Here is a 20,137-nt window from a genome sequence, read left to right on the forward strand (position 1 = left end):
GGTTCCTCTACTCGTGATAATGAGCAGTCACAACATCATTACATCTGACACAGAGTGTTGGATGCTCTTTACTGTGCCCAACCTCTGGCGTCACTATCCAACAACGCTCACATTTCTCACCGTCTGCAACAGCGATGGCAATAGCAACATCTTTGGACTGAAGTGCACCTTCTGGTACAGGAGTACCAACTGGGTATAGGTTAACAGCGGAAACGATAAACAACTGATCCAATTGCTCGAATTGTGTCAACAAAGCAAACATCGCTTCATTTGGATATAAATTCACTGCTGCCCCTAAGGAATTGCCAATGACTTTCTCCTTACGCGCTTCTTCTAGCGCCTTCAGCACATCATCACGCACTTCCAAGAAGGAATTCCATTTATTTTCCAATTGTTCGTTGTATACACTCGTATCAACTTCCGGTAATTCAGCAAGTTGTACGGAGCTTAAATCCACACCTGGAATGTACTTCCAAACTTCATCCGCAGTATGAGGAAGAATCGGTGCAATAAGTTTCGTAATCGCAGTTAATGCCGCATACAGCACAGTTTGAGACGCTTTACGCGCTGGATCCTCAGCCGCATTCGCATACAGACGATCCTTAATGATATCCAAATAGAAGGAACTCATTTCGACCGCACAGAAGTGATGAATCGTTTGATACACAACATGGAATTCATATGCTTCATAGGCTTTGATAACTTTCTCGATCATTCGATTCAAACGAATCAACGCGTAGCGATCAAGTTCGGATAAACTTGTATAAACAACACGGTCTGTAGCCGGATTGAACTGACTCAAATTCCCAAGTAGGAAGCGCATGGTGTTACGGATTTTACGATAAACCTCAGTTGTTTGGTTCAAAATATTGTCCGAAATCCGGTGATCGGACTGATAATCCACGGAGGAAACCCATAGACGAAGAATATCAGCGCCTAATTTGCCGCAAACCACATTCGGATCAATCGTGTTACCGATGGATTTGGACATTTTGCGCCCTTCGCCATCTAGTGTAAAGCCATGACTCAGAATACCTTTATAAGGCGACTTCTCTCTCGTTGCCACACCAGTGATCAGGGAAGAGTTGAACCAACCGCGATACTGGTCTGAACCTTCCAGATACAGATCAGCAGGCCATTGAAGTTCAGGACGCGACTCGAGAACCGCAACATGACTGGAACCGGAATCAAACCAAACGTCCATAATGTCCGTTTCTTTGCGGAATTCACCGTGACTACATTTCGTACAGCTAGTACCGTGTGGAAGAAGATCCTTCTCATCCTTGATGAACCAAGCATTCGAACCTTCTTGCTCAAATAACTGAGCAACATGTTCAATCGTTTGCTCGTTGACAAGTGGCTCATTACAGCTGCGGCAATAGAAAATTGGAATCGGAACGCCCCATGCCCGCTGTCTTGAAATACACCAGTCCCCACGATCAGCAATCATGTTGTGAAGGCGTACTTCGCCCCACTCTGGCGTCCATTGCACTTGCTTGATTTCATCCAGCATCTCTTGTCTGAACTTATCGATCGACGCAAACCATTGCTCTGTTGCACGATAAATAACAGGTTTCTTCGTACGCCAGTCATGTGCGTATTGATGCTGAATGTCAGCAGCTTTTAGCAATAAACCTGACTCCTTCAGCTGCTCAATGATCAGCTTTCCGCCTTTTTCATAGAACAAACCTTCATAACCTGGTGCTTCAGCCGTAAAATGTCCTTGATCGTCCACTGGACAAAGTACGCCGATGTTATAACGTTGACCGATTGCAAAGTCGTCTTCCCCGTGTCCAGGAGCTGTGTGAACACAACCTGTACCCGCTTCTAACGTCACGTGCTCGCCCACCATAACAAGGGATTCACGATCGTAAAAAGGATGTTGGCAGGTAACAAACTCCAACTCACTGCCTTTTACCGTCGATAATACTTCGTATTCGCTCCAGCCAATTTCCTTAGCCGCTGCTGCAAGAAGTCCTTGTGCCAGCACATATTTCTTCCCATTCGCTTGAACGACTGCGTACTCGAATTCAGGGTGTACTGAAATCCCTAAGTTCGCAGGTAATGTCCATGCTGTTGTTGTCCAGATGACGATGGCTGCATCTTCAGGCAGCTTGCCTTTGCCGTCCTTTACTGGGAACGCCACGTAAATGGATGTTGAAGTTTTCTCTTTGTACTCGATTTCTGCTTCAGCTAAGGCGCTCTCAGAGGATGGGGACCAGTAGACAGGCTTCAACCCTTTGTAAACAAAGCCCTTCTGTACCATCGTACCGAACACACGAATTTGTTGTGCTTCGTAGCCCGGTTGCAGTGTGATATACGGGTTTTTCCAATCTCCACGAATACCTAGACGTTGGAATTGACTCTTCTGCTTCTCAACAGATTGCAAGGCGTATTCTTTGCAATATTCACGAAACTCCGGAACCGTCATTTTCTTACGATCGACTTTCCCGCTATTTGTAATCACTTGCTCGATTGGTAAGCCATGTGTATCCCAGCCTGGTACGTAAGGCGCGTCGAAGCCTTGCAGTGTTTTGAAACGAACGATAATATCCTTCAACACTTTGTTCAGTGCGTGACCGATGTGAATATCTCCATTCGCATAGGGAGGCCCATCATGTAAAATGAACTTTGTTCTACCCTTACGACTTTCTTGTACCTTCGCATAAATGTCTTCTGCTTCCCAATGCTCTTGCATTTTCGGCTCTGCCTGCGGCAAATTACCTCTCATCGGGAATTCTGTTTGTAATAGGTTTAATGTTTTTCCATAATCCATTTTTACCACTCCACTCCTGGTTCAATCTATCCTAGTCTAAAAAACAAAAAAAGCCTCTCATCCCAAAAGGGACGAGAAACTCAACTCGCGGTACCACCCTCGTTAAAAAGCATCATGAACACGCGCCTAAAGGCGAGTCGAACAGAGCTTCTTCACTCGATCATGTGTAACGGCATGACCCGTTTCTCCCTACTCATTTCAAGAGACGCTCCTGGGGGATATTCGGTACGCTGCAGAGATTAGGCTCACACCAAAACCCTAATTCGCTGACACTGCTCTTAAACGCCCTACTCGTTCCAGTCATAGCTTTATTGCGATACATTTAACAGGAGTATACCCAATCTGGCAAGCATAGTCAATAAGAGAGAACTGCCCTTTGCCCTATTACTTCTCTTCAGCAGTTTCAAACTGCATACTTTGCCAGCCTTCTGTGTTTAATAATTCAAGTTGTGCTTCAAGTAAAGTCCGAAAGCGCGTACGATAAATCGAAGCTTGTTTCTTGAGCTCTTCGATCTCAAGAGCTACTTTGCGTGAACGCGTCAACGATTCATTAATAATTCGATCCGCATTTTTCTCCGCTTCTTTCAGTATTAACTGAGCTTCTTTCTTCGAATTGCTTCTGACTTCATCCGCAGCCTCTTGCGCTACAATGATCGTTTTACTCAACGATTCTTCAATATGCGTGAAATGATCCAAACGCTCCTGCAAGGCCATCGATTGATTCTGCAAATCCTTATTCTCACGAATAAGCGCTTCATAATCCTTGATGACTTGATCTAGGAATTCATTCACTTGATCCTCATCATAACCACGAAACGAACGTGAAAACTCCTTATTATGTATATCTAACGGTGTTAATGGCATCAGTGCCCCTCCTTAGCGTTTTGCGCAGCAAAACTGACTTCGTAAGCATAAGCTGAGCTTGTCTGAAAGCTAGCCTACACCCATGTCTATACAGTTCAGTTCGACAGAAAATTAGCAATTCCTGCAAAGTTCGTGGATAAATTATCCACGATCATGCAAACTTGCCAATCTTCACACGTATTCGACCTTTTTTCGATACGCCTTCCACTTCAAGCACTTTAAATCTACCAAAACCCTGCAAGGAGATCATATCGCCTTCTTTCAGTGGCTTGCTTGGATCTTCTTCCAACTTCCAGTTCACGCGACAACGACCAGCTTGGATCGGTATTAAAACTTTGGCTCGGCTAAGTCGGAATACATCGCTTACAATTCCGTCCATTCGCATAGAGGCAACAGATAGATGGAGCTCATCCAATTGCACTTGCGCTACTTCCAGCTTATCTAAAGAGAGCAATTCCGTTTGGACATGCACTCTATGTACTTGTGACAAATTCAAATGCAAATAGTCGGCTGCATCCTGCGTTACCAAGCAATGGCAGCCCCCCTCTATAACATGAATATCCCCAACCTTGTCCCGCTTCATGCCGAGTCCAAGAATGGCGCCCATGTAATCTCCGTGTTCTAACGTAAGAAATTTACCATCGCCTGAGGAGACAGCTAACACAGCCATCGCCATGTCTTCACTATCCAAACTGCGGTAGTCAGGAGCAATAATAGCACGCTTACGCTCTGCTGTTTCATAGCCGCCATCAAGTCGGCAATGTACATCCGGGTGTCGATTCACGAGTGAATTCAGAATGAAAGCCTGTCTGGGATCGAGGAAATCGGTTAACTTCACAGCATGCTGCTCGGCAGCTCGCTCAACCCAATCCCAGGCTTTATCAACAAAATGATGCTCGTCTTGGTGAAAATGCCCATAAATATCCTTCGTCAAGACTAGAAAATCCCCACGATGAAATCAAGAACAGCAAAGATACCCATGACGACGAATTTCAATGCAATCAACGCCACGATTGGCGAGAGGTCAATGAAACCGATGCTTGGTATGATTTTGCGGAATGGAGCCAGATACGGTTCAACCAACTTCGAGAGCAGTCCACCGACAAAACTGCCACGTGCGTTTGGAAACCAAGATAAGATCAAGTAACCAATAATCATGAAATAATAAATTTCTGTCAAAACGCTTAAAAAAGAGTAAACGTTATCCACGTTGTTTCCCACCTCTGTCTATGTGTTTGGGGATATGCGTCTATTCCTCGCCCATCATCTCAGAGATATGACCATGAATATCTACTGAGTCTGGTGTACAGAGAAAAATATTCGGTCCTAGCTTAGAGATAGACCCATTCAATGCGTAAACCGTACCACTCAAGAAATCTACAATTCGGATCGCTTGATCGCCGCGAACTCGTTGCAAATTAACGACAACCGCTCTACGAGCACGTAGATGGTCTGCAATGTCCTGTGTTTCCTCATAAGTGCGGGGTTCACTAAGGACAACGCGTGAATTCTTCTGTGAATGAATACTGACGACATTCGCCTTATTTTTATTACGTAATTCGTATGGATTGGTTTCAGGTTCTTCTGTTGCTTCTACAATCCGTTCACGCTCTACAATTTCTTCCTCTTCCTGAAGTCCCAGAAAGTTCATAAATCGGTTATATACACCCATAGCGCTTCCCTCCTATCGAAATCATACCAATCGGAATCAAATTCCTATGCCCTTTAGCCCTCTTTGCCTACTAATACAGTACCCAAACGAACCCAAGTTGCACCTTCTTGAATGGCCACGTCGAAGTCACTTGACATCCCCATAGAGAGCTCTTTCACTTCATAAGGGAACAACCTACGTTCATTCAATTGATCCCGAAGTTCACGTAATCCTCGAAAAACAGGTCTCGTTTCTTCAGACTCTAACTCATAAGGAGCCATCGTCATCAATCCGCATACGCGAATATGAGCAAGCTTGCTTACTTCCTCAGCAAATTGGAAGAATTCTTGAGGCGATACGCCATATTTCGTTTCTTCACCTGAAATGTTCACTTGCAAGAAACAATTGACTTCTATTCCCAAACTAGCTGCTTGCTTGTCCAACTCTTTCGCAAGCGACATCCGATCAAGCGAATGAATATAAGCAAATTTGCCAATGACATCCTTCACCTTATTCGTCTGCAAATGCCCTAGAAAATGCCATGTACCACGCTCATGCAGAGCTTCCCACTTCGGTTTTACATCTTGCCAACGATTCTCTCCAATATGTTGTAGACCGATGTTCAATACTTGTTCTGTCGTTTCTAAAGATACATATTTGGTTACTGCGATGATCTTAATGTCATTTTCTTGACGACCTGACTCCCGACATACAGTTGCTATCCGAGCTTCAACCTCTTGTTTGCGTTCCAATACGCTCATTCTCTCTACACCTCAATTCAAACACGTTGCCCGTTCCTTTCAACGAAGACCGATCCAAGCGATCATTCGCCCTGTGGAACCCCCTTCCTTTCGATGCGAAAAGAAGAGATCAGTTCGACAACTCGTACATAACTGAGTTACTTCGATATGGGACGACAAAATTCCTGCTTGCTCGATCAATTTTTGATTTAATAATTGCAAATTCAACATGTACTTCCCGTTGCCTTTATCGGTGATAATAGCTTCTTGTTCCTTAGGCAATATCTGTACTTCCTCAAAAACCAATCTAACGCGTGATGCTACCATCTGATCAACCTCATAGCAACACGCACCAATTGAGGGTCCTATTGCTGCTCGGATATCAGATGGCTGACTACCAAAAGTATGTGTCATTAAGGATATTGTAGCCATGGAAATGTTTAACACAGTACCTTTCCAACCTGCATGGGCAAGACCTACTACACGCTGAACGGGATCATAGAAAAAAAGCGGTACACAATCCGCAAATTGCGCACAGAGTACGATACCTTTCTCCTTTGATATAAATCCATCCTTCGCTTGAAGAGCTGTTTCTCTGCTATCACGCCCCATTCCCTGCTCGTTCAGACTAACGATAGCAATGTCTTTCCCATGTACCTGCTCCGCGTATGTATAAGATGTAAATGGCTGCCCTATTGCGTCTGCAACGCGCTCTCGATTACGCACAACATCGTCCTTGTTATCATTCACGTGTAAACCAAGATTTAATGTTGAAAAGGGGGCTTGACTCACTCCACCTAAACGAGAGCTAAAGCCAGCAGTAATCTCAGGGAATAATGACATCCACGGAGCTATAGGTAAAAGGACCGGATGATCCTCTTTTGAATGTAAGGATGGTTGTATGACAAATGGTTCCAATGTAAATCCCTCCAACCCTTTTTGTTTATCTCTACTTTAGCACAAAATAAAAAGACACACGATGTCTGATCAGCTGCTATAGTGCTGATACAGCGTCCCCGTGTGTCCAACGTCAATTTTTAAATTGACGATTAAACTCATATACCACTTCAGTGTCGTCCGTTTGTCGATATGGCCGTACGTCTTCTAGCTTCACGAGCACAACGTCAGCACCAATTTTTACGATATGCTTCCAAGGAATGATAACATCGGTTCCTGTTCCAAACAATCCAAAAAAACGACTCTGATTCGGAACAACAATGGATTCGATTCGTCCTTGGCGCAGGTCAAGCTCCAAATCACTGATTTGACCAAGCTTTTTGCCGTCCACAATATTAATTACGTCCTTCGTCTGGAAATCAGATATTTTCATGAGGCCTATCACCACATATCTCATTAGAATTTGTACTGATTTTTTATTAGTATATGTGTCTTATGGGCAAAATGTCCTGTCAAACAAAAAAAGACCTTCACGGCTTGTCTACCAAGGCCGTTCCAGTCTTTGTTAATTGCACTTAGGATTTCACATGTTTCTGCATCTGACAAATAGCCGATTTCTCTAGCCTTGAAACTTGTGCTTGAGAAATGCCAATCTCATCTGCCACTTCCATTTGGGTCTTCCCTTCAAAGAAGCGCATAGATAGGATCATCTTCTCTCTAGCATTCAACTTATGCATCGCTTCGCGCAATGCGATACCCTCGATCCATGACATGTCTTTATTGCGCTCATCGCTTATTTGATCCATCACATAGATCGGATCGCCTCCATCATGATAAATGGGCTCAAATAAGGATACTGGATCTTGAATAGCATCAAGCGCGAACACGACATCTTCTTTGGGTACATTCAAGGCTTCAGAAATTTCATAAATAGATGGCTCGCGTGAGTTTTGATTCGTTAGACTGTCTCTAACTTGCAATGCTTTGTAAGCAATATCTCTCAAGGAACGAGAAACGCGAATCGGGTTATTATCTCGTAAGTAGCGGCGTATCTCACCTATAATCATCGGTACAGCATAGGTCGAGAATTTGACATTTTGACTTAAATCAAAGTTATCAATGGCTTTCATCAAACCAATACAGCCAACTTGGAAGAGATCGTCCACATACTCTCCACGATTGTTGAACCGTTGAATCACACTCAGTACCAACCTTAAATTGCCATTGACCAATTTCTCTCTTGCAGTTCGTTCTTGTTTTGTTTGCAGGTCAGTGAACAACTCACGCATCTCTGCATTGGTTAGCACAGGCAGTTTAGCGGTGTCAACTCCACATATCTCAACTTTATTTCGGGTCACCGTGATTACCTCCCAAGGAGAAACATTACTGTTAATTATCCCCGTGAGCGGTCGATTTATTCCTGCCCTATCCCTTACTCAGCCACTTGACAAAAGGGTACTGACTCGCTCCCTCCCGTGACACCTGAACAATTTCGACATTTACTGCCAAAAAAAAATTTCAGACCATCTTGTTAAACTCTTTGCGAAGCCGCTTAATAATCCGTTTTTCCAATCTGGAGATATAAGATTGCGAAATGCCTAACAGATCTGCAACGTCTTTCTGCGTCTTTTCTTCCCCATCCTGCAACCCGAACCGCAGCTCCATAATAATACGCTCACGTTCACTAAGCTTATCAAGCGCCTTATGCAAAAGCTTCCGATCAACTTGTTCTTCGATATTGCGGTAAATGGTATCATTCTCTGTGCCTAGTACATCGGACAATAGAAGCTCATTACCATCCCAATCAATATTCAAGGGTTCATCAAACGATACTTCTGTTCGAATTTTACTATTTCTGCGCAAATACATCAGAATTTCATTCTCGATACAGCGTGATGCGTAGGTTGCCAGTTTAATTTTCTTCTCGGGGTCAAATGTATTTACGGCTTTGATAAGACCAATCGCTCCAATCGAAACTAAATCCTCAATGTTAATGCCCGTATTTTCGAATTTTCTCGCTATATAGACAACCAATCTCAGGTTGCGTTCAATCAACATAGCTCGAATAGCTGCATCCCCGGATGGTAATTTTTCCAATAAGTATTCTTCTTCTTCACGAGTTAGCGGTGGTGGCAATGCTTCACTACCACCTATGTAATAGATTTCCTCACCTTTAAGTCCTAGCAGCATCAAAATGCGATAATAGGTTAGTTGAACAAGCAGTTTCCACTTCAAGAACATGTTAGTTTCCTCCTAAGAGTTTTGCCATAGCAAAACTTTCATCGTAAGCTAAGCTGCGTTTTCCAATGGAAAACTGACTTTGTAAGAATGAACCGTGAACTCCCGTTGAACCTCTCATGAAAATGGACTAGCCACTCTTCTCGAAACATTAACCAGCCTGAATCAATGCAGGATGGATAATGGCTTGGTAGGAACCATCGCTGCACAGCTTTCCTCCGTCGAGGCCTATAAGCACCTTCGTTGCCTCCAATTGCGATTCATTATGAATAATCACCACCTTATCGGGTTTAATCGCTAGCATGAATTGCGTATTCCGGTTGACCCCACGGTAAGGTACGAGTCGCAAACGGTCCTGCCAAATAAACTCCTCCTCTACCCCTAAGCCGCTGATGATTTGATCCACATCGGATGAGCGTATCCTTTGCAGCCATAGCTCGGGTAGAACATCTCCCCATTCCGATACTTCCATTACCATAACTGGTGTTCGCGTCAAAGGATCATATAGTTGGTTACCCGTATCGATCAAACCTTTACAGGTAGCACTAAAATCCCCAACGTGAATCGTGACCTCTGCCAAATAGGTCGTCATAACCTCACGCTGCTTACTACTTTGAAACACGGTTCTAAACCACCAGAGGAGAGGAAGCAGCAATAGGACCACAAACAAGATACTGCCGATTTGAAATTGGAATACTGCGACACCAGATTGTGTAAATACGATACCCTTCATAACATCCGAGGAAGAGGCAAGCACATAATGGATGCCGAACATCCCACCAGCAACAGCAAAATTGATGAGTAAAAAAGTTCCCATATTCCGTAATAAATTTTGTAAGGAACCGTAACCAAAAGCGGTTATAATCATACCTGTACAAAACATACATTTCACAGAAAATGTAAAAAGCAAGGTTGGAACTGGTAAAAACATCATAACGACATACGAAGCCCCTAATGCTGCAGAAAGTGCAATTCTCCACCATTTGAACGCTATTTTCCGCGTTTTTGCAGTGACCAATAGTAAGGCTGCATCCACCAGAAAGTTCAACAGGAAAATGAGATCCGCATAGACGACCATGCCATGCCTCACCTCCAAGAAGGGCACTATCTAGCAATTTCGTGACGAAACTTTAAGGTTCTAAATCAGTATATTGGATTCCAAGTTCAAAGTCTGTCTAAACATGCTAGTAGGAAGCTACTTTTTTTGTCAGTTAGCGCGGTCTCGTCCACAGGAGAAAAGCTTACAGAACAACAAAAAACCGAAGCTTCTACATCAAGTAGGGCTTCGGTCTCTAGACAATTATTATGTAATTATTTGTCAGTATTGCGTCCGCGATTTCGTAAGAAAGTCGGAATATCTAATTGATCATTAGAAGGCTGTGCGCCAAATGGTTTAAGATTATTTAAGCGGTTGTCAGGTGCTGCCGTCTCTGGTTGTCCTGGTGAAACCGGACGTTTGATAGACTGATGAATCGGAGCCGCTTTATGCTCGAAACCAGTTGCAATAACGGTAACTAAGATCTCATCTTTTAACTTTTCATCGATAACAGCACCGAAAATCATATTTACCTCAATGTCAGAAGCGGATGCCACTATATCAGCAGCTTCATTCACTTCGTACAAGCTAAGGTTCATACCGCCTGTGATATTCATCAAAACACCACGTGCGCCTTCGATGGATGTTTCCAACAAAGGACTAGAGATCGCTTTTTTCGCCGCTTCTGCCGCACGATTCTCACCTGTAGCTACCCCGATCCCCATAAGGGCGGAACCGCGTTCAGTCATAATCGTTTTGACATCTGCAAAGTCCAAATTGATAAGTCCAGGTACTGCGATCAAATCAGAGATCCCTTGAACACCTTGGCGAAGAACATTATCCGCTTCGCGGAATGCTTCAAGCATCGGAGTCTTTTTGTCAACAATCTCAAGTAGACGATCGTTCGGGATAATAATAAGTGTATCTACTTTCTCTTTCAATGCAGCAATCCCTTGCTCTGCTTGTAAGGAACGCTTACGTCCTTCAAAAGTAAACGGTCGCGTCACTACACCAACTGTAAGTGCACCAACTTCTTTTGCGATTTCCGCAATGACTGGAGCAGCTCCTGTACCTGTACCGCCGCCCATACCTGCCGTTACGAACACCATATCTGCGCCGCGAAGCGTATTCAGAATCGTCTCCCTTGACTCTTCTGCTGCTTTCTTCCCGACTTCAGGATTTGCACCTGCACCAAGACCGCGGGTCAATTTATCGCCAATTTGCAATTTATGAACGGACTTGGCCAAATGAAGCGCCTGTGCATCCGTGTTTACGGTAATAAATTCTACACCTTTAACACCGTTTTCAATCATGCGATTAACTGCATTGCTACCGCCGCCACCAACACCAATGACTTTAATTTGAGCCAATTGGTCTAAATCCATATCAAATTCAAACATATGAGCCATATCCCCCTAACTTAACGTTCACTAAATAAATTCACTGAAGAAATTTTTAACTCGATCAACCCATCCTGGCTTTTGACTATCGGAGGATTTTTTGGTAGTCTTAACAGCCAGTTTTTTGGTGATGCCTGAATTACGATTCTTCATGTATTTGGAGACGAATTGAATAATACCAACACCACTTGTGTAGGAAGGATCACGTACCCCAATGAAATCAGGCACTGCAATACGTACAGATGTAGCCAGTTCGGATTGTGCAATCGCCAGAATACCTGGGATACAAACTGTTCCACCAGTTAGTACATAACCACCTGCAAGATTTCCAAATCCCAAACGATGAACTTCGGCACGAATTAATTGAAAAATCTCTTCGACACGAGGCTCAATGATATTTGCAAGATCAACCTGAGAGAACTCTTTTTCAACATTGCTGCCCATTCTCGTCACTTTAAACACTTGATCAGGCGCGGAATCTTCTACGGATGCACAGCCATATTTCAATTTGATCTTCTCAGCAATTTCCAGCTGCGTATGTAAGCCAATAGAAATATCATTGCTGATAAATTCTCCGCCAATCTGAATCGTTGACGTTGCAACTAAATTACCCTCGTCGAAGACAGCAATTGTCGTTGCGCCAGCTCCGATATCAACTAATACGGTCCCTACAGCCTTCTCATCTTTGGAAAGTGCCAAATTACCGGATGCGAGCGACATTAAAATAAGTCCTGCAACCTTCAATTCGGATTTTTCCACAACACGCATTAAATTATGTATGCCCGTTTTCGCTCCAGTAATAATCGTCGCTTCTACTTCTAAACGAACACCGATCATACCGCGTGGATCATTAATACCTTCTTGTCCATCAACCAAATATTGCTTAGGTACAACTCCAACTATTTCACGTTCGGGAGGTAATGCGATGACCCTTGCCGCTTGAATGACGCGATCAATATCTTCTTCTCCGATTTCTCGGTCCTCATTTGAAACAGCAACTACGCCGTGACTTGATTGAAGAGAAATATGATTTCCTGAAATTCCAACGTAAACCTCGGAAATTTGTATACCGACCATTCGTTCAGCATGATCAATGGCACTTCGAATTGAATGTACAGTTTGATCAATGTCAACGATTGCGCCTTTACGAATACCCTCTGACTCGGCAGATCCCACTCCTATTATATTAATGGTTCCGTTAACAACTTCCCCAATAATAGCTCGAACTTTGGATGTACCGATGTCTAAACTAACAATGATATCATTGTTGCTCAAGCCCCTGGCACCTCCTGTAACTTAGGTAAAATTGCAAAATCTTCACAAATGCTTTTATACGTATTCCACACAACCGCCATATTCCCTCTTTTTTCTACATTTTTTTTGCATTTGAAAACCAACTTCAATTTCTCTTTTCAATGTTGTAAAATGCAAACAATTTCGTCTAGTAAATACAAGAAAAAATAGAGTATGCAGATAGAGCCTATTTAACCATAAAACTAATTTTAACATTTTTTTCAGAGATTGAGTAGTCTCTGCTACGAATTTTTGTTAGTTTCTCCGCACTATGACGGTTGTTAAGGCTTTGGTGTTGTTTTCGGCGTAGGTTTCGGGGTGGTCTTAGGTTCCGTTTTGGAATCTGTTTTGTTATCTGTCTTGGAATCCCCGCTTGTTGCAAATGGTGTGTGATATTCGACTTCGAGCATTGTGATGACGCCATTCGAAATGTGATCCTCTGCTAAACCGGCAATATAACCAGGCAGGTTATCTATTCTATCAGGCAGATAGGAAATGGTTGTATGGATTTCGAATTGTGAGCGTGTATAAATCTTTATTTTGTCAGGGTACGATTCCGAAGGATCCGGCTTAATCTCTGACACGTCTGACAAAGCACTCTGAGGGATTTCCCCTAGTATTTTACAAAGCGCCGCTTTATTCGGATCCGTATCGGTCCAACCCGTTAAGATTGGCATGTCGAGCGGGATAACGCTACCAGCTGGCAGTTCAATAACGTTGCCATCTGCGAGCACAGCTTGCTTTTTACCGTTAGGATCAATTTGGAATGCTACTTTAGGGAATTCTTCGACTTGAATGTGAATAACTCCTGGGAACATCTTCTTCACGGCAGCGCTCTTGATCATAGGCATCTTCGAGATCCGCTGTCCAATCGTCTTAGAGCTCACTGCAAAAAAACGATCTCCTACTGCAACTTGACTAGCTTGTCCAATTGAATCCGAGGCTAATAGCACATTTCCCTCAACATCAATCCGACTGATCCGACTTAGTGAAGATTGAAAGAACAAAATGACTAGAACAGTTAGGAAAAAAATGATCAAAAAAGAGAGCAGCTTCCGATTCGTACGTGTACGCGGCTTAGGTACAGGCAGCGTTGGTACTTTGTTATCTTCGGACAAGAGGGGCACCACCTAATTATATTTATTACAATGAAAGTGAATATCGTGAATCCCCTCCTGTTTGCAGGAAGGGATACGCGATAGCCACACAAGCTATTACTCACTGGGAACCGGAGCTTGTCGACGCACAGAAGCCCCAAGTCTGACTAGCATATGTTCGATCCTATCATATCCTCTATCGATGTGATGAATTTGCTCAACGATCGTTGTGCCATGCGCAGCTAGACCGGCGATTACAAGAGCAGCACCAGCCCGCAAATCAGTTGCTTCAACAGTGGCTCCATACAACCTTGGCACGCCACGGATAAAGGCTGAACTCATATCTACGCGAATATCTGCCCCCATCCGAGACAATTCATCCACGTGCTTAAATCTACCTTCAAATATCGTCTCTTTCATCACACTTAGTCCATCTGCTAGAGATAAAAGTACCATGACTTGAGATTGTAAATCCGTTGGGAAAGAAGGATGAGGCGACGTCACGATACGTTCAACTGCTTTGGGTCTTGCCTTGCAGCTTACATGTATTATATCACCGTCTGCGATGATTTGAACACCTGCACGCTTAAGCACATGGATAACCGAGGTTAAATGAGCAGGGTTTACTCTTTCCAAAGTAATATTACCTCTAGTAGCCGCTGCAGCAACTAGAAAGGTACCTGCAACAATACGATCTGGAATAATCCGATATGTGCAAGGAGACAACGTAGTAACGCCACGAATCGTGATTGTATCCGTTCCTGCCCCAATAATATCTGCGCCCATCGCATTCAAGAAATTTTGCAAATCCTGTATCTCTGGCTCGCGTGCAGCATTATAAATCGTTGTCGTTCCTTCCGCTCTCACCGCGGCCATCATGATATTCTCGGTCGCCCCGACGCTTGGAAAGTCCAAGAAAATCTCATTACCTTGTAATGTTTCGGCCGTACAGACAATTTTATTGGAAAATTCTTCAATCTCGGCTCCAAGAGCCTGCAAACCTTTGAGGTGCAAATCAATTTTACGTTCACCGATCGCACAGCCACCAGGTTGATATACGGTGACACTGCCGAATCTAGCGAGTAGCGGACCCATGAGAAAGATGGAAGAACGCATCTGACCCATCAATTCTTCGGGGATGTGGGAGGAATGAACTGTGGATGTTGTAATGGTTACTGTATCTCCTTGCTGCTCGGCTCGACAACCAAGTGAACGAAGAATACGAAGCATGGTGTCGATGTCGAGCAGATTAGGAACATTCTGTAAAGTATGCGTACCACTTGCAAGTAAGCATGCAGCTAATATGGGTAATGCGGCGTTTTTAGCGCCGTGTATCTGGATGGCTCCCGTAAGGGGTCTTCCACCTTCGATAACGAGCTTCTCCAAAATTCCACCTCCGATTTACCTCTCACCCATTACCAAAACCTCAGGTACTAGCTTAATACCGTACGATTGCTCTACGATCTGCTGTACTTCGTTGATAAGGGTAAGAACGTCCTCGGCTGTAGCTTCTCCTGTGTTAACAATGAAATTGGCGTGAAGCATAGAGATCTCTGCTCCACCGACACGTTTGCCTTTCAGGCCTGCTTCTTCGATGAGCTTCGCTGCGAAGCCCCCTTCGGGGTTGCGGAATACACTTCCTGCGCAAGCTAATTGCAAAGGTTGGGTACGCAATCGCCGATCTCGATAAGCGGCCATAGCCCCTGCGATTTCGTTGCGGTCTCCAACCTGTAATTCAAAGACAGCCTCTGTTACAATGCCAGGCAATGTGTGCAAAATAGAATGTCGATAAGCATATTGTAAATCTTCTGCCTGCATGACGACCAATTCCCCTGTATCCAGGATGACTTCAGCCTGCTTGAGTATGCGTGACACATCGGACCCATGAGCCCCTGCATTCATGTAGACGGCGCCTCCCACAGTACCGGGGATTCCTGAAGCAAACTCCAGTCCGGTCAAACCTTCTCTGGCTGCGAGTACGGACAATTTAATGAACGAATAGGAACCTCCTGCATAAACCATCGCGCCTTCAAAACGAAGGGTTTCAAGCGCCTGGCCCAGCTTAATCACGACGCCTCGAATCCCTTTGTCTCCCACAAGCAAGTTGGAGCCCCTACCGATTACAGTCCAAGGTACTCCACGCTCATGAAGAAACTTGATGGATGCAGCTACCTGCTCTTTGGAGTGCGGAATAATCAAGCAATCAGCCGGACCGCCGATTTTCCAAGTGGTGTATGGAGCTAGTCGTTCATTCGTTCTTATCTCGCCAATATTTGATGCCTTTAAGTCGGCTATTAACTTCTGCATGGGAAAACCTCCTTCACAGAACGTAGGGCGAAATGTAGAAATGTAAGATGTAAGACATACAAGTTCTGACATTTCAATCATAAGGAGCTGAGCGAAGTCGGCCGTTCTTCGTTCCTTGTTCACTTATGAAGCCTTAGGTGTCTGTCACGGTTATAGTGTAGTTTATGTAAAATCGGTTAGAGTGTGACAATCGCCTATACGCTTTAACAAATTCACAACGAATTGCTATGCGATTCAATCAATTTCACGATAGCAGCTACGGCATCACTTTCATTACGTGATTGCATTGCTGCTTTATACGTCTCACGGTTCTTGTAAAGCGCTTCGACATGATCACCAAGTCCCTCAGTGGTTAAATCTTCTTCCTGTATCACATCGGCATAACCTGCCTTCTGAAAAGATGCTGCATTCAGAATTTGATCCCCTCGACTAGCTTGACGGGATAGCGGGATTAACAGCATGGGTTTCTCTAAACCTAGAAACTCAAAGATAGACGTTGCACCTGCACGAGAAATGACGAGATCCGTCATCGCCAGCACATCAGGAAGCTCTTCGTTCAAGTACTCAAATTGCTTATATCCACGGGTATGAAGATGCTCAACAGACACATTTCCTTTGCCGCACAGATGCACAATTTGAAATTGTTGGAGTAAGCGACCTAAGTTAGCGCGTACAGCTTGATTCAGCACCTGCGAACCTAAGCTTCCACCCATAACTAATATCACAGGCTTCTGAGAATGGAAATCACATAGCTGAAGCGCGCGCGTTGCTTTACCACTGCTAATATGTTCACGGATCGGCAAGCCCGTAAGAACAGACTTTCCGCCCTTAATATGCGAAAGGGATTCAGGAAATGTCACACATACCTTCGTTGCAAATGGGATCGAAATTTTATTCGCCAGTCCTGGCGTCATATCGGATTCATGGATAATAACAGGAATATTGTTCATACGGCTCCCAAGAACGACAGGAACGGAAACGAACCCGCCTTTCGAAAAGACAATGGCGGGTTTCAAACGTTTAAGCAACCGATACGATTCATAAACACCTTTCATCACTTTAAATGGATCTTTTATATTTTTGAGATCAAAATATCGGCGCAATTTCCCTGAAGAAATCGGATAAAAGGGAACCCCTTCTCGATCAATGATCTCTTTTTCAATACCTGTAGCCGAGCCTATGTATTTGACATCCCAACCTTGCTGCTTCAGCTTATGCATCAGCGCTAAATTAGGGGTTACATGGCCTGCGGAGCCTCCTCCGGTAAATACAATTGTCTTCATTCCCCTGTCACCTCGAATAGCGGGATATATTAAGCAGGATGCCGACAGATGTCAGCATGAGTGTCAGTGAAGATCCCCCTGCACTTATAAATGGCAGCGTAATACCAGTTACCGGAAACATTCCAATAACGACGCCGATGTTAATAATAACTTGAACGGCGATCATGCCGATAATGCCTACTGCAATTAAACTGGCAAATGTATCTGGTGCCGTAATGGCCGCACGCATTCCCCGCCATACTAAGATGGTGAAGAGCAGCAGAACCAATGTACCCCCTATAAAACCAAGTTCTTCAGCGATAATAGAAAAAATAAAATCAGTTTGCGGCTCTGGTAAGTAACTATACTTTTGCCGGCTCATTCCGAGTCCAAGTCCTACTAGTCCGCCTGGTCCAATCGCATATAAGGATTGTATAGATTGATAACCAGCACCAAGTGGATCTTGCCATGGGTCGAGAAAGGCTGTTATCCGCTTAAGGCGATATGGAGCGGCAATAACGAGCCCAATAAAACCCGCAACTCCTATCATACCTAGATAGGAAAGATGAAGCAATCTCGCGCCAGCCGTGTAAATAATTAAGAGCGAGGCACCAACTAATACAACTCCAGTTCCTAAGTCCGGCTGCAGCATGATCAAACCGAATGCAATTCCCATAATACCTAGAGGCGGCATCAACCCTTTGGTAAGCAGTGTAATCTTGGACTGATTTTCGGATAGCATCTTAGAAAGAAATAGAATCATCCCTATTTTCATAAATTCAGAAGGTTGAATCCCGAAAGCTCCGATTCCAAGCCAACTTCTGGCACCGCCACGAATAACGCCGATACCAGGAATCAAAACAATGACCAGCATACCAAAGCAAACAAACAAGGCTAACTTTGCAAATCGTTTCCACACCAAATAATCCACATTCATCGTGAAGAACATCGCTACAATTCCTAGTACGGCGAAGATCAGTTGTCTTTTTAAATAATAAAAAGAATCGCCAAACTCACGAAACGCAAGTACACTACTAGCGCTGTAGACCATAATAACGCCGATTGTCAAAAGCAGCAAGGTCGGAATAATAATCCAAATGTCAGGAGCGGAGCGTGCTTTACCCATTACAGACACCTCTTTGTCAGTTGTGGGCTCCCTTTAAAATGTGGATAAGCCCTACTTAAAGGTTATGCACGGACTCCTTAAACATGCGTCCCCTGTCCTCATAGGATGGAAACATATCCCAACTTGCACAAGCTGGTGATAGAAGCACGATGTCTCCTTGCTCACTCATTTGCCAGGCAAGCTGCACGGCTTGTGAAACCGCGTCCGCTGCATCCTTAGCAGTATCGACGGTTTGCACCTTACTAATCCCTGCCAATTCGGCAATATGCTTGATTTTCTCTTTGGTTTGCCCTAAAGTGACAATTCCTTTGATACGATTACGAAAAGTTGGCAGCAGTTCCATATAATCCGAACCGCGATCCAAGCCGCCAGCTATCAAGATCACTGGTTGATTAAAAGCCTCAATGGTCACAATGGAAGCGGCAGCATTCGTTGCTTTAGAGTTATTATAAAAGCTTACGCCATCAAGTTCTCTCACAAGCTCTAGGCGGTGTTCTACGCCTTGGAACTTTCTTAACTCACCTGCAATCACAGGTAGTGCTACGCCAGCTGTAATGGCCGCTGCAGCGGCTGCCAACGCATTGCCAACGTTAAAGCTGCCCGGCATGCCCATGTCAGAAGCCGGCATAATGGTTTGAACAGATCCCTGACCGTTCGCATACACAAGACAGTCCGTCTCCGCGTCTAAATAGACACCATATGCAAGTTTTTCTTCCAGTGAGAAATGAAATTGTTTCGCCTTCAAACTTGGCATAAGACGTCGACACACTTCGTTATCCCAATTCAAAATAGCTGTGTCTTCCTCTGTTTGATTTTCAAAAATTTTGGCTTTAGAGGCGATATAATCGTCCATGGAGCCATGATAATCTAGATGTGTTTCGTATACATTTAACAATAAGCCAATGTTTGGACGGAACGCTGTTGTGCCTTTTAGCTGGAAAGAGCTTAATTCAACTACCATCCAATTCTCAGCTGTCACCTCAGGTGTAGCTTCGGTTAACGCACGGCCAATGTTGCCTGCAACAACTGGCTTTAAGCCCGCCGTTTCCAGCATCAAGCCGATCAGTGTTGTTGTCGTTGTCTTTCCGTTGGAGCCTGTGATACCAATAATTGGCGCTTCACAAAATTGATAAGCTACCTCAACCTCAGTCACAACCTCAATACCGAGTTCTTCTGCTTTTCGAATCGGGTCTACCGAATACGGAATCCCTGGATTTTTGACAACTAGCGCAACCCCTTGATGCACGAGGGACTCCGGATGAAACCCACATACAACAGAAATACCCAGAGCCTCCAGTTCGTCGGCTTCAGGGCACGCGCTTCGTTCCTTTTTGTCGTTGACAGTGACGAGAGCTCCTTTTTGATGAAAAAGCTTAGCTGCAGCGACACCGCTGCGAGCCAAGCCAAGTACGATCACTTCAAGTCCACGATAATCCCGCGGATGCTTCAT

The 20,137-nt window shown here is 44.2% G+C and carries 19 protein-coding genes and 1 other annotated feature; all 19 genes read right to left on the minus strand.

Annotated elements, in window-relative coordinates:
• Positions 1-7 precede the first annotated feature (7 nt).
• The 19 genes from ileS to murD all read right to left on the minus strand — a co-directional run bounded on the left by ileS (position 8) and on the right by murD (position 20,137).
• Positions 8-2,776 (minus strand): isoleucine--tRNA ligase, encoded by a 2,769-nt coding sequence (ileS, locus tag ASL11_RS08895; protein ID WP_056612628.1) that lies wholly within the window; start codon positions 2,774-2,776, stop codon positions 8-10.
• 64 nt (positions 2,777-2,840) lie between these two features.
• Positions 2,841-3,089, minus strand: a binding site (T-box leader).
• Positions 3,090-3,160: 71 nt separating this feature from the next.
• Positions 3,161-3,640 carry a DivIVA domain-containing protein gene (locus tag ASL11_RS08900; RefSeq protein WP_056612630.1) on the minus strand — a complete coding sequence of 160 codons (480 nt, stop codon included), beginning with the start codon at positions 3,638-3,640 and terminating at the stop codon, positions 3,161-3,163.
• 151 nt (positions 3,641-3,791) lie between these two features.
• Entirely contained in the window at positions 3,792-4,574 is a 783-nt protein-coding gene (locus ASL11_RS08905; RefSeq protein WP_056612631.1) for a YlmH family RNA-binding protein, read from the minus strand.
• 2 nt (positions 4,575-4,576) lie between these two features.
• Positions 4,577-4,849 (minus strand): YggT family protein, encoded by a 273-nt coding sequence (locus ASL11_RS08910; protein ID WP_157256863.1) that lies wholly within the window; start codon positions 4,847-4,849, stop codon positions 4,577-4,579.
• 40 nt (positions 4,850-4,889) lie between these two features.
• The gene (locus tag ASL11_RS08915) at positions 4,890-5,312 is read right to left on the minus strand and encodes a cell division protein SepF (protein ID WP_056612633.1); all 423 of its coding nucleotides are present in this window, start codon (positions 5,310-5,312) and stop codon (positions 4,890-4,892) included.
• A 53-nt stretch (positions 5,313-5,365) separates the two neighbouring features.
• Positions 5,366-6,052, minus strand: coding sequence for a YggS family pyridoxal phosphate-dependent enzyme (locus ASL11_RS08920; RefSeq protein ID WP_056612635.1), 687 nt, complete (start codon positions 6,050-6,052; stop codon positions 5,366-5,368).
• A 39-nt stretch (positions 6,053-6,091) separates the two neighbouring features.
• Entirely contained in the window at positions 6,092-6,949 is an 858-nt protein-coding gene (gene pgeF / locus ASL11_RS08925) for a peptidoglycan editing factor PgeF (protein ID WP_056612637.1), read from the minus strand.
• Between the two features lie 112 nt (positions 6,950-7,061).
• Positions 7,062-7,361 carry a YlmC/YmxH family sporulation protein gene (locus tag ASL11_RS08930; protein ID WP_056612638.1) on the minus strand — a complete coding sequence of 100 codons (300 nt, stop codon included), beginning with the start codon at positions 7,359-7,361 and terminating at the stop codon, positions 7,062-7,064.
• A gap of 142 nt (positions 7,362-7,503) precedes the next feature.
• Positions 7,504-8,286, minus strand: a complete 783-nt coding sequence (sigG, locus tag ASL11_RS08935) for an RNA polymerase sporulation sigma factor SigG (protein WP_056612640.1) — start codon at positions 8,284-8,286, stop codon at positions 7,504-7,506.
• A gap of 160 nt (positions 8,287-8,446) precedes the next feature.
• A complete protein-coding gene (sigE, locus tag ASL11_RS08940; protein WP_056612642.1) occupies positions 8,447-9,169 on the minus strand; it encodes an RNA polymerase sporulation sigma factor SigE in 723 nt (240 codons plus the stop codon).
• 148 nt (positions 9,170-9,317) lie between these two features.
• The gene (gene spoIIGA / locus ASL11_RS08945; protein ID WP_056612643.1) at positions 9,318-10,244 is read right to left on the minus strand and encodes a sigma-E processing peptidase SpoIIGA; all 927 of its coding nucleotides are present in this window, start codon (positions 10,242-10,244) and stop codon (positions 9,318-9,320) included.
• A gap of 233 nt (positions 10,245-10,477) precedes the next feature.
• Positions 10,478-11,602 (minus strand): cell division protein FtsZ, encoded by a 1,125-nt coding sequence (gene ftsZ / locus ASL11_RS08950; RefSeq protein ID WP_056612645.1) that lies wholly within the window; start codon positions 11,600-11,602, stop codon positions 10,478-10,480.
• Positions 11,603-11,632: 30 nt separating this feature from the next.
• The gene (gene ftsA, locus ASL11_RS08955) at positions 11,633-12,877 is read right to left on the minus strand and encodes a cell division protein FtsA (protein WP_056612647.1); all 1,245 of its coding nucleotides are present in this window, start codon (positions 12,875-12,877) and stop codon (positions 11,633-11,635) included.
• A gap of 299 nt (positions 12,878-13,176) precedes the next feature.
• Positions 13,177-14,013, minus strand: a complete 837-nt coding sequence (locus tag ASL11_RS08960) for a cell division protein FtsQ/DivIB (protein ID WP_056612649.1) — start codon at positions 14,011-14,013, stop codon at positions 13,177-13,179.
• A gap of 96 nt (positions 14,014-14,109) precedes the next feature.
• Positions 14,110-15,378 (minus strand): UDP-N-acetylglucosamine 1-carboxyvinyltransferase, encoded by a 1,269-nt coding sequence (murA, locus tag ASL11_RS08965; RefSeq protein ID WP_056612651.1) that lies wholly within the window; start codon positions 15,376-15,378, stop codon positions 14,110-14,112.
• A gap of 15 nt (positions 15,379-15,393) precedes the next feature.
• Positions 15,394-16,299 (minus strand): UDP-N-acetylmuramate dehydrogenase, encoded by a 906-nt coding sequence (gene murB / locus ASL11_RS08970; RefSeq protein WP_056612654.1) that lies wholly within the window; start codon positions 16,297-16,299, stop codon positions 15,394-15,396.
• Positions 16,300-16,511: 212 nt separating this feature from the next.
• The gene (locus ASL11_RS08975; protein ID WP_056612656.1) at positions 16,512-17,582 is read right to left on the minus strand and encodes an undecaprenyldiphospho-muramoylpentapeptide beta-N-acetylglucosaminyltransferase; all 1,071 of its coding nucleotides are present in this window, start codon (positions 17,580-17,582) and stop codon (positions 16,512-16,514) included.
• A 7-nt stretch (positions 17,583-17,589) separates the two neighbouring features.
• Complete coding sequence (gene spoVE / locus ASL11_RS08980; RefSeq protein WP_056612658.1) at positions 17,590-18,687, minus strand: stage V sporulation protein E; 1,098 nt, start codon at positions 18,685-18,687, stop codon at positions 17,590-17,592.
• Between the two features lie 55 nt (positions 18,688-18,742).
• A complete protein-coding gene (murD, locus tag ASL11_RS08985) occupies positions 18,743-20,137 on the minus strand; it encodes a UDP-N-acetylmuramoyl-L-alanine--D-glutamate ligase (RefSeq protein WP_056612660.1) in 1,395 nt (464 codons plus the stop codon).

This window comes from Paenibacillus sp. Soil750 (genome assembly GCF_001428045.1).
Classification (GTDB): Bacteria; Bacillota; Bacilli; order Paenibacillales; family NBRC-103111; genus Paenibacillus_E; species Paenibacillus_E allorhizoplanae.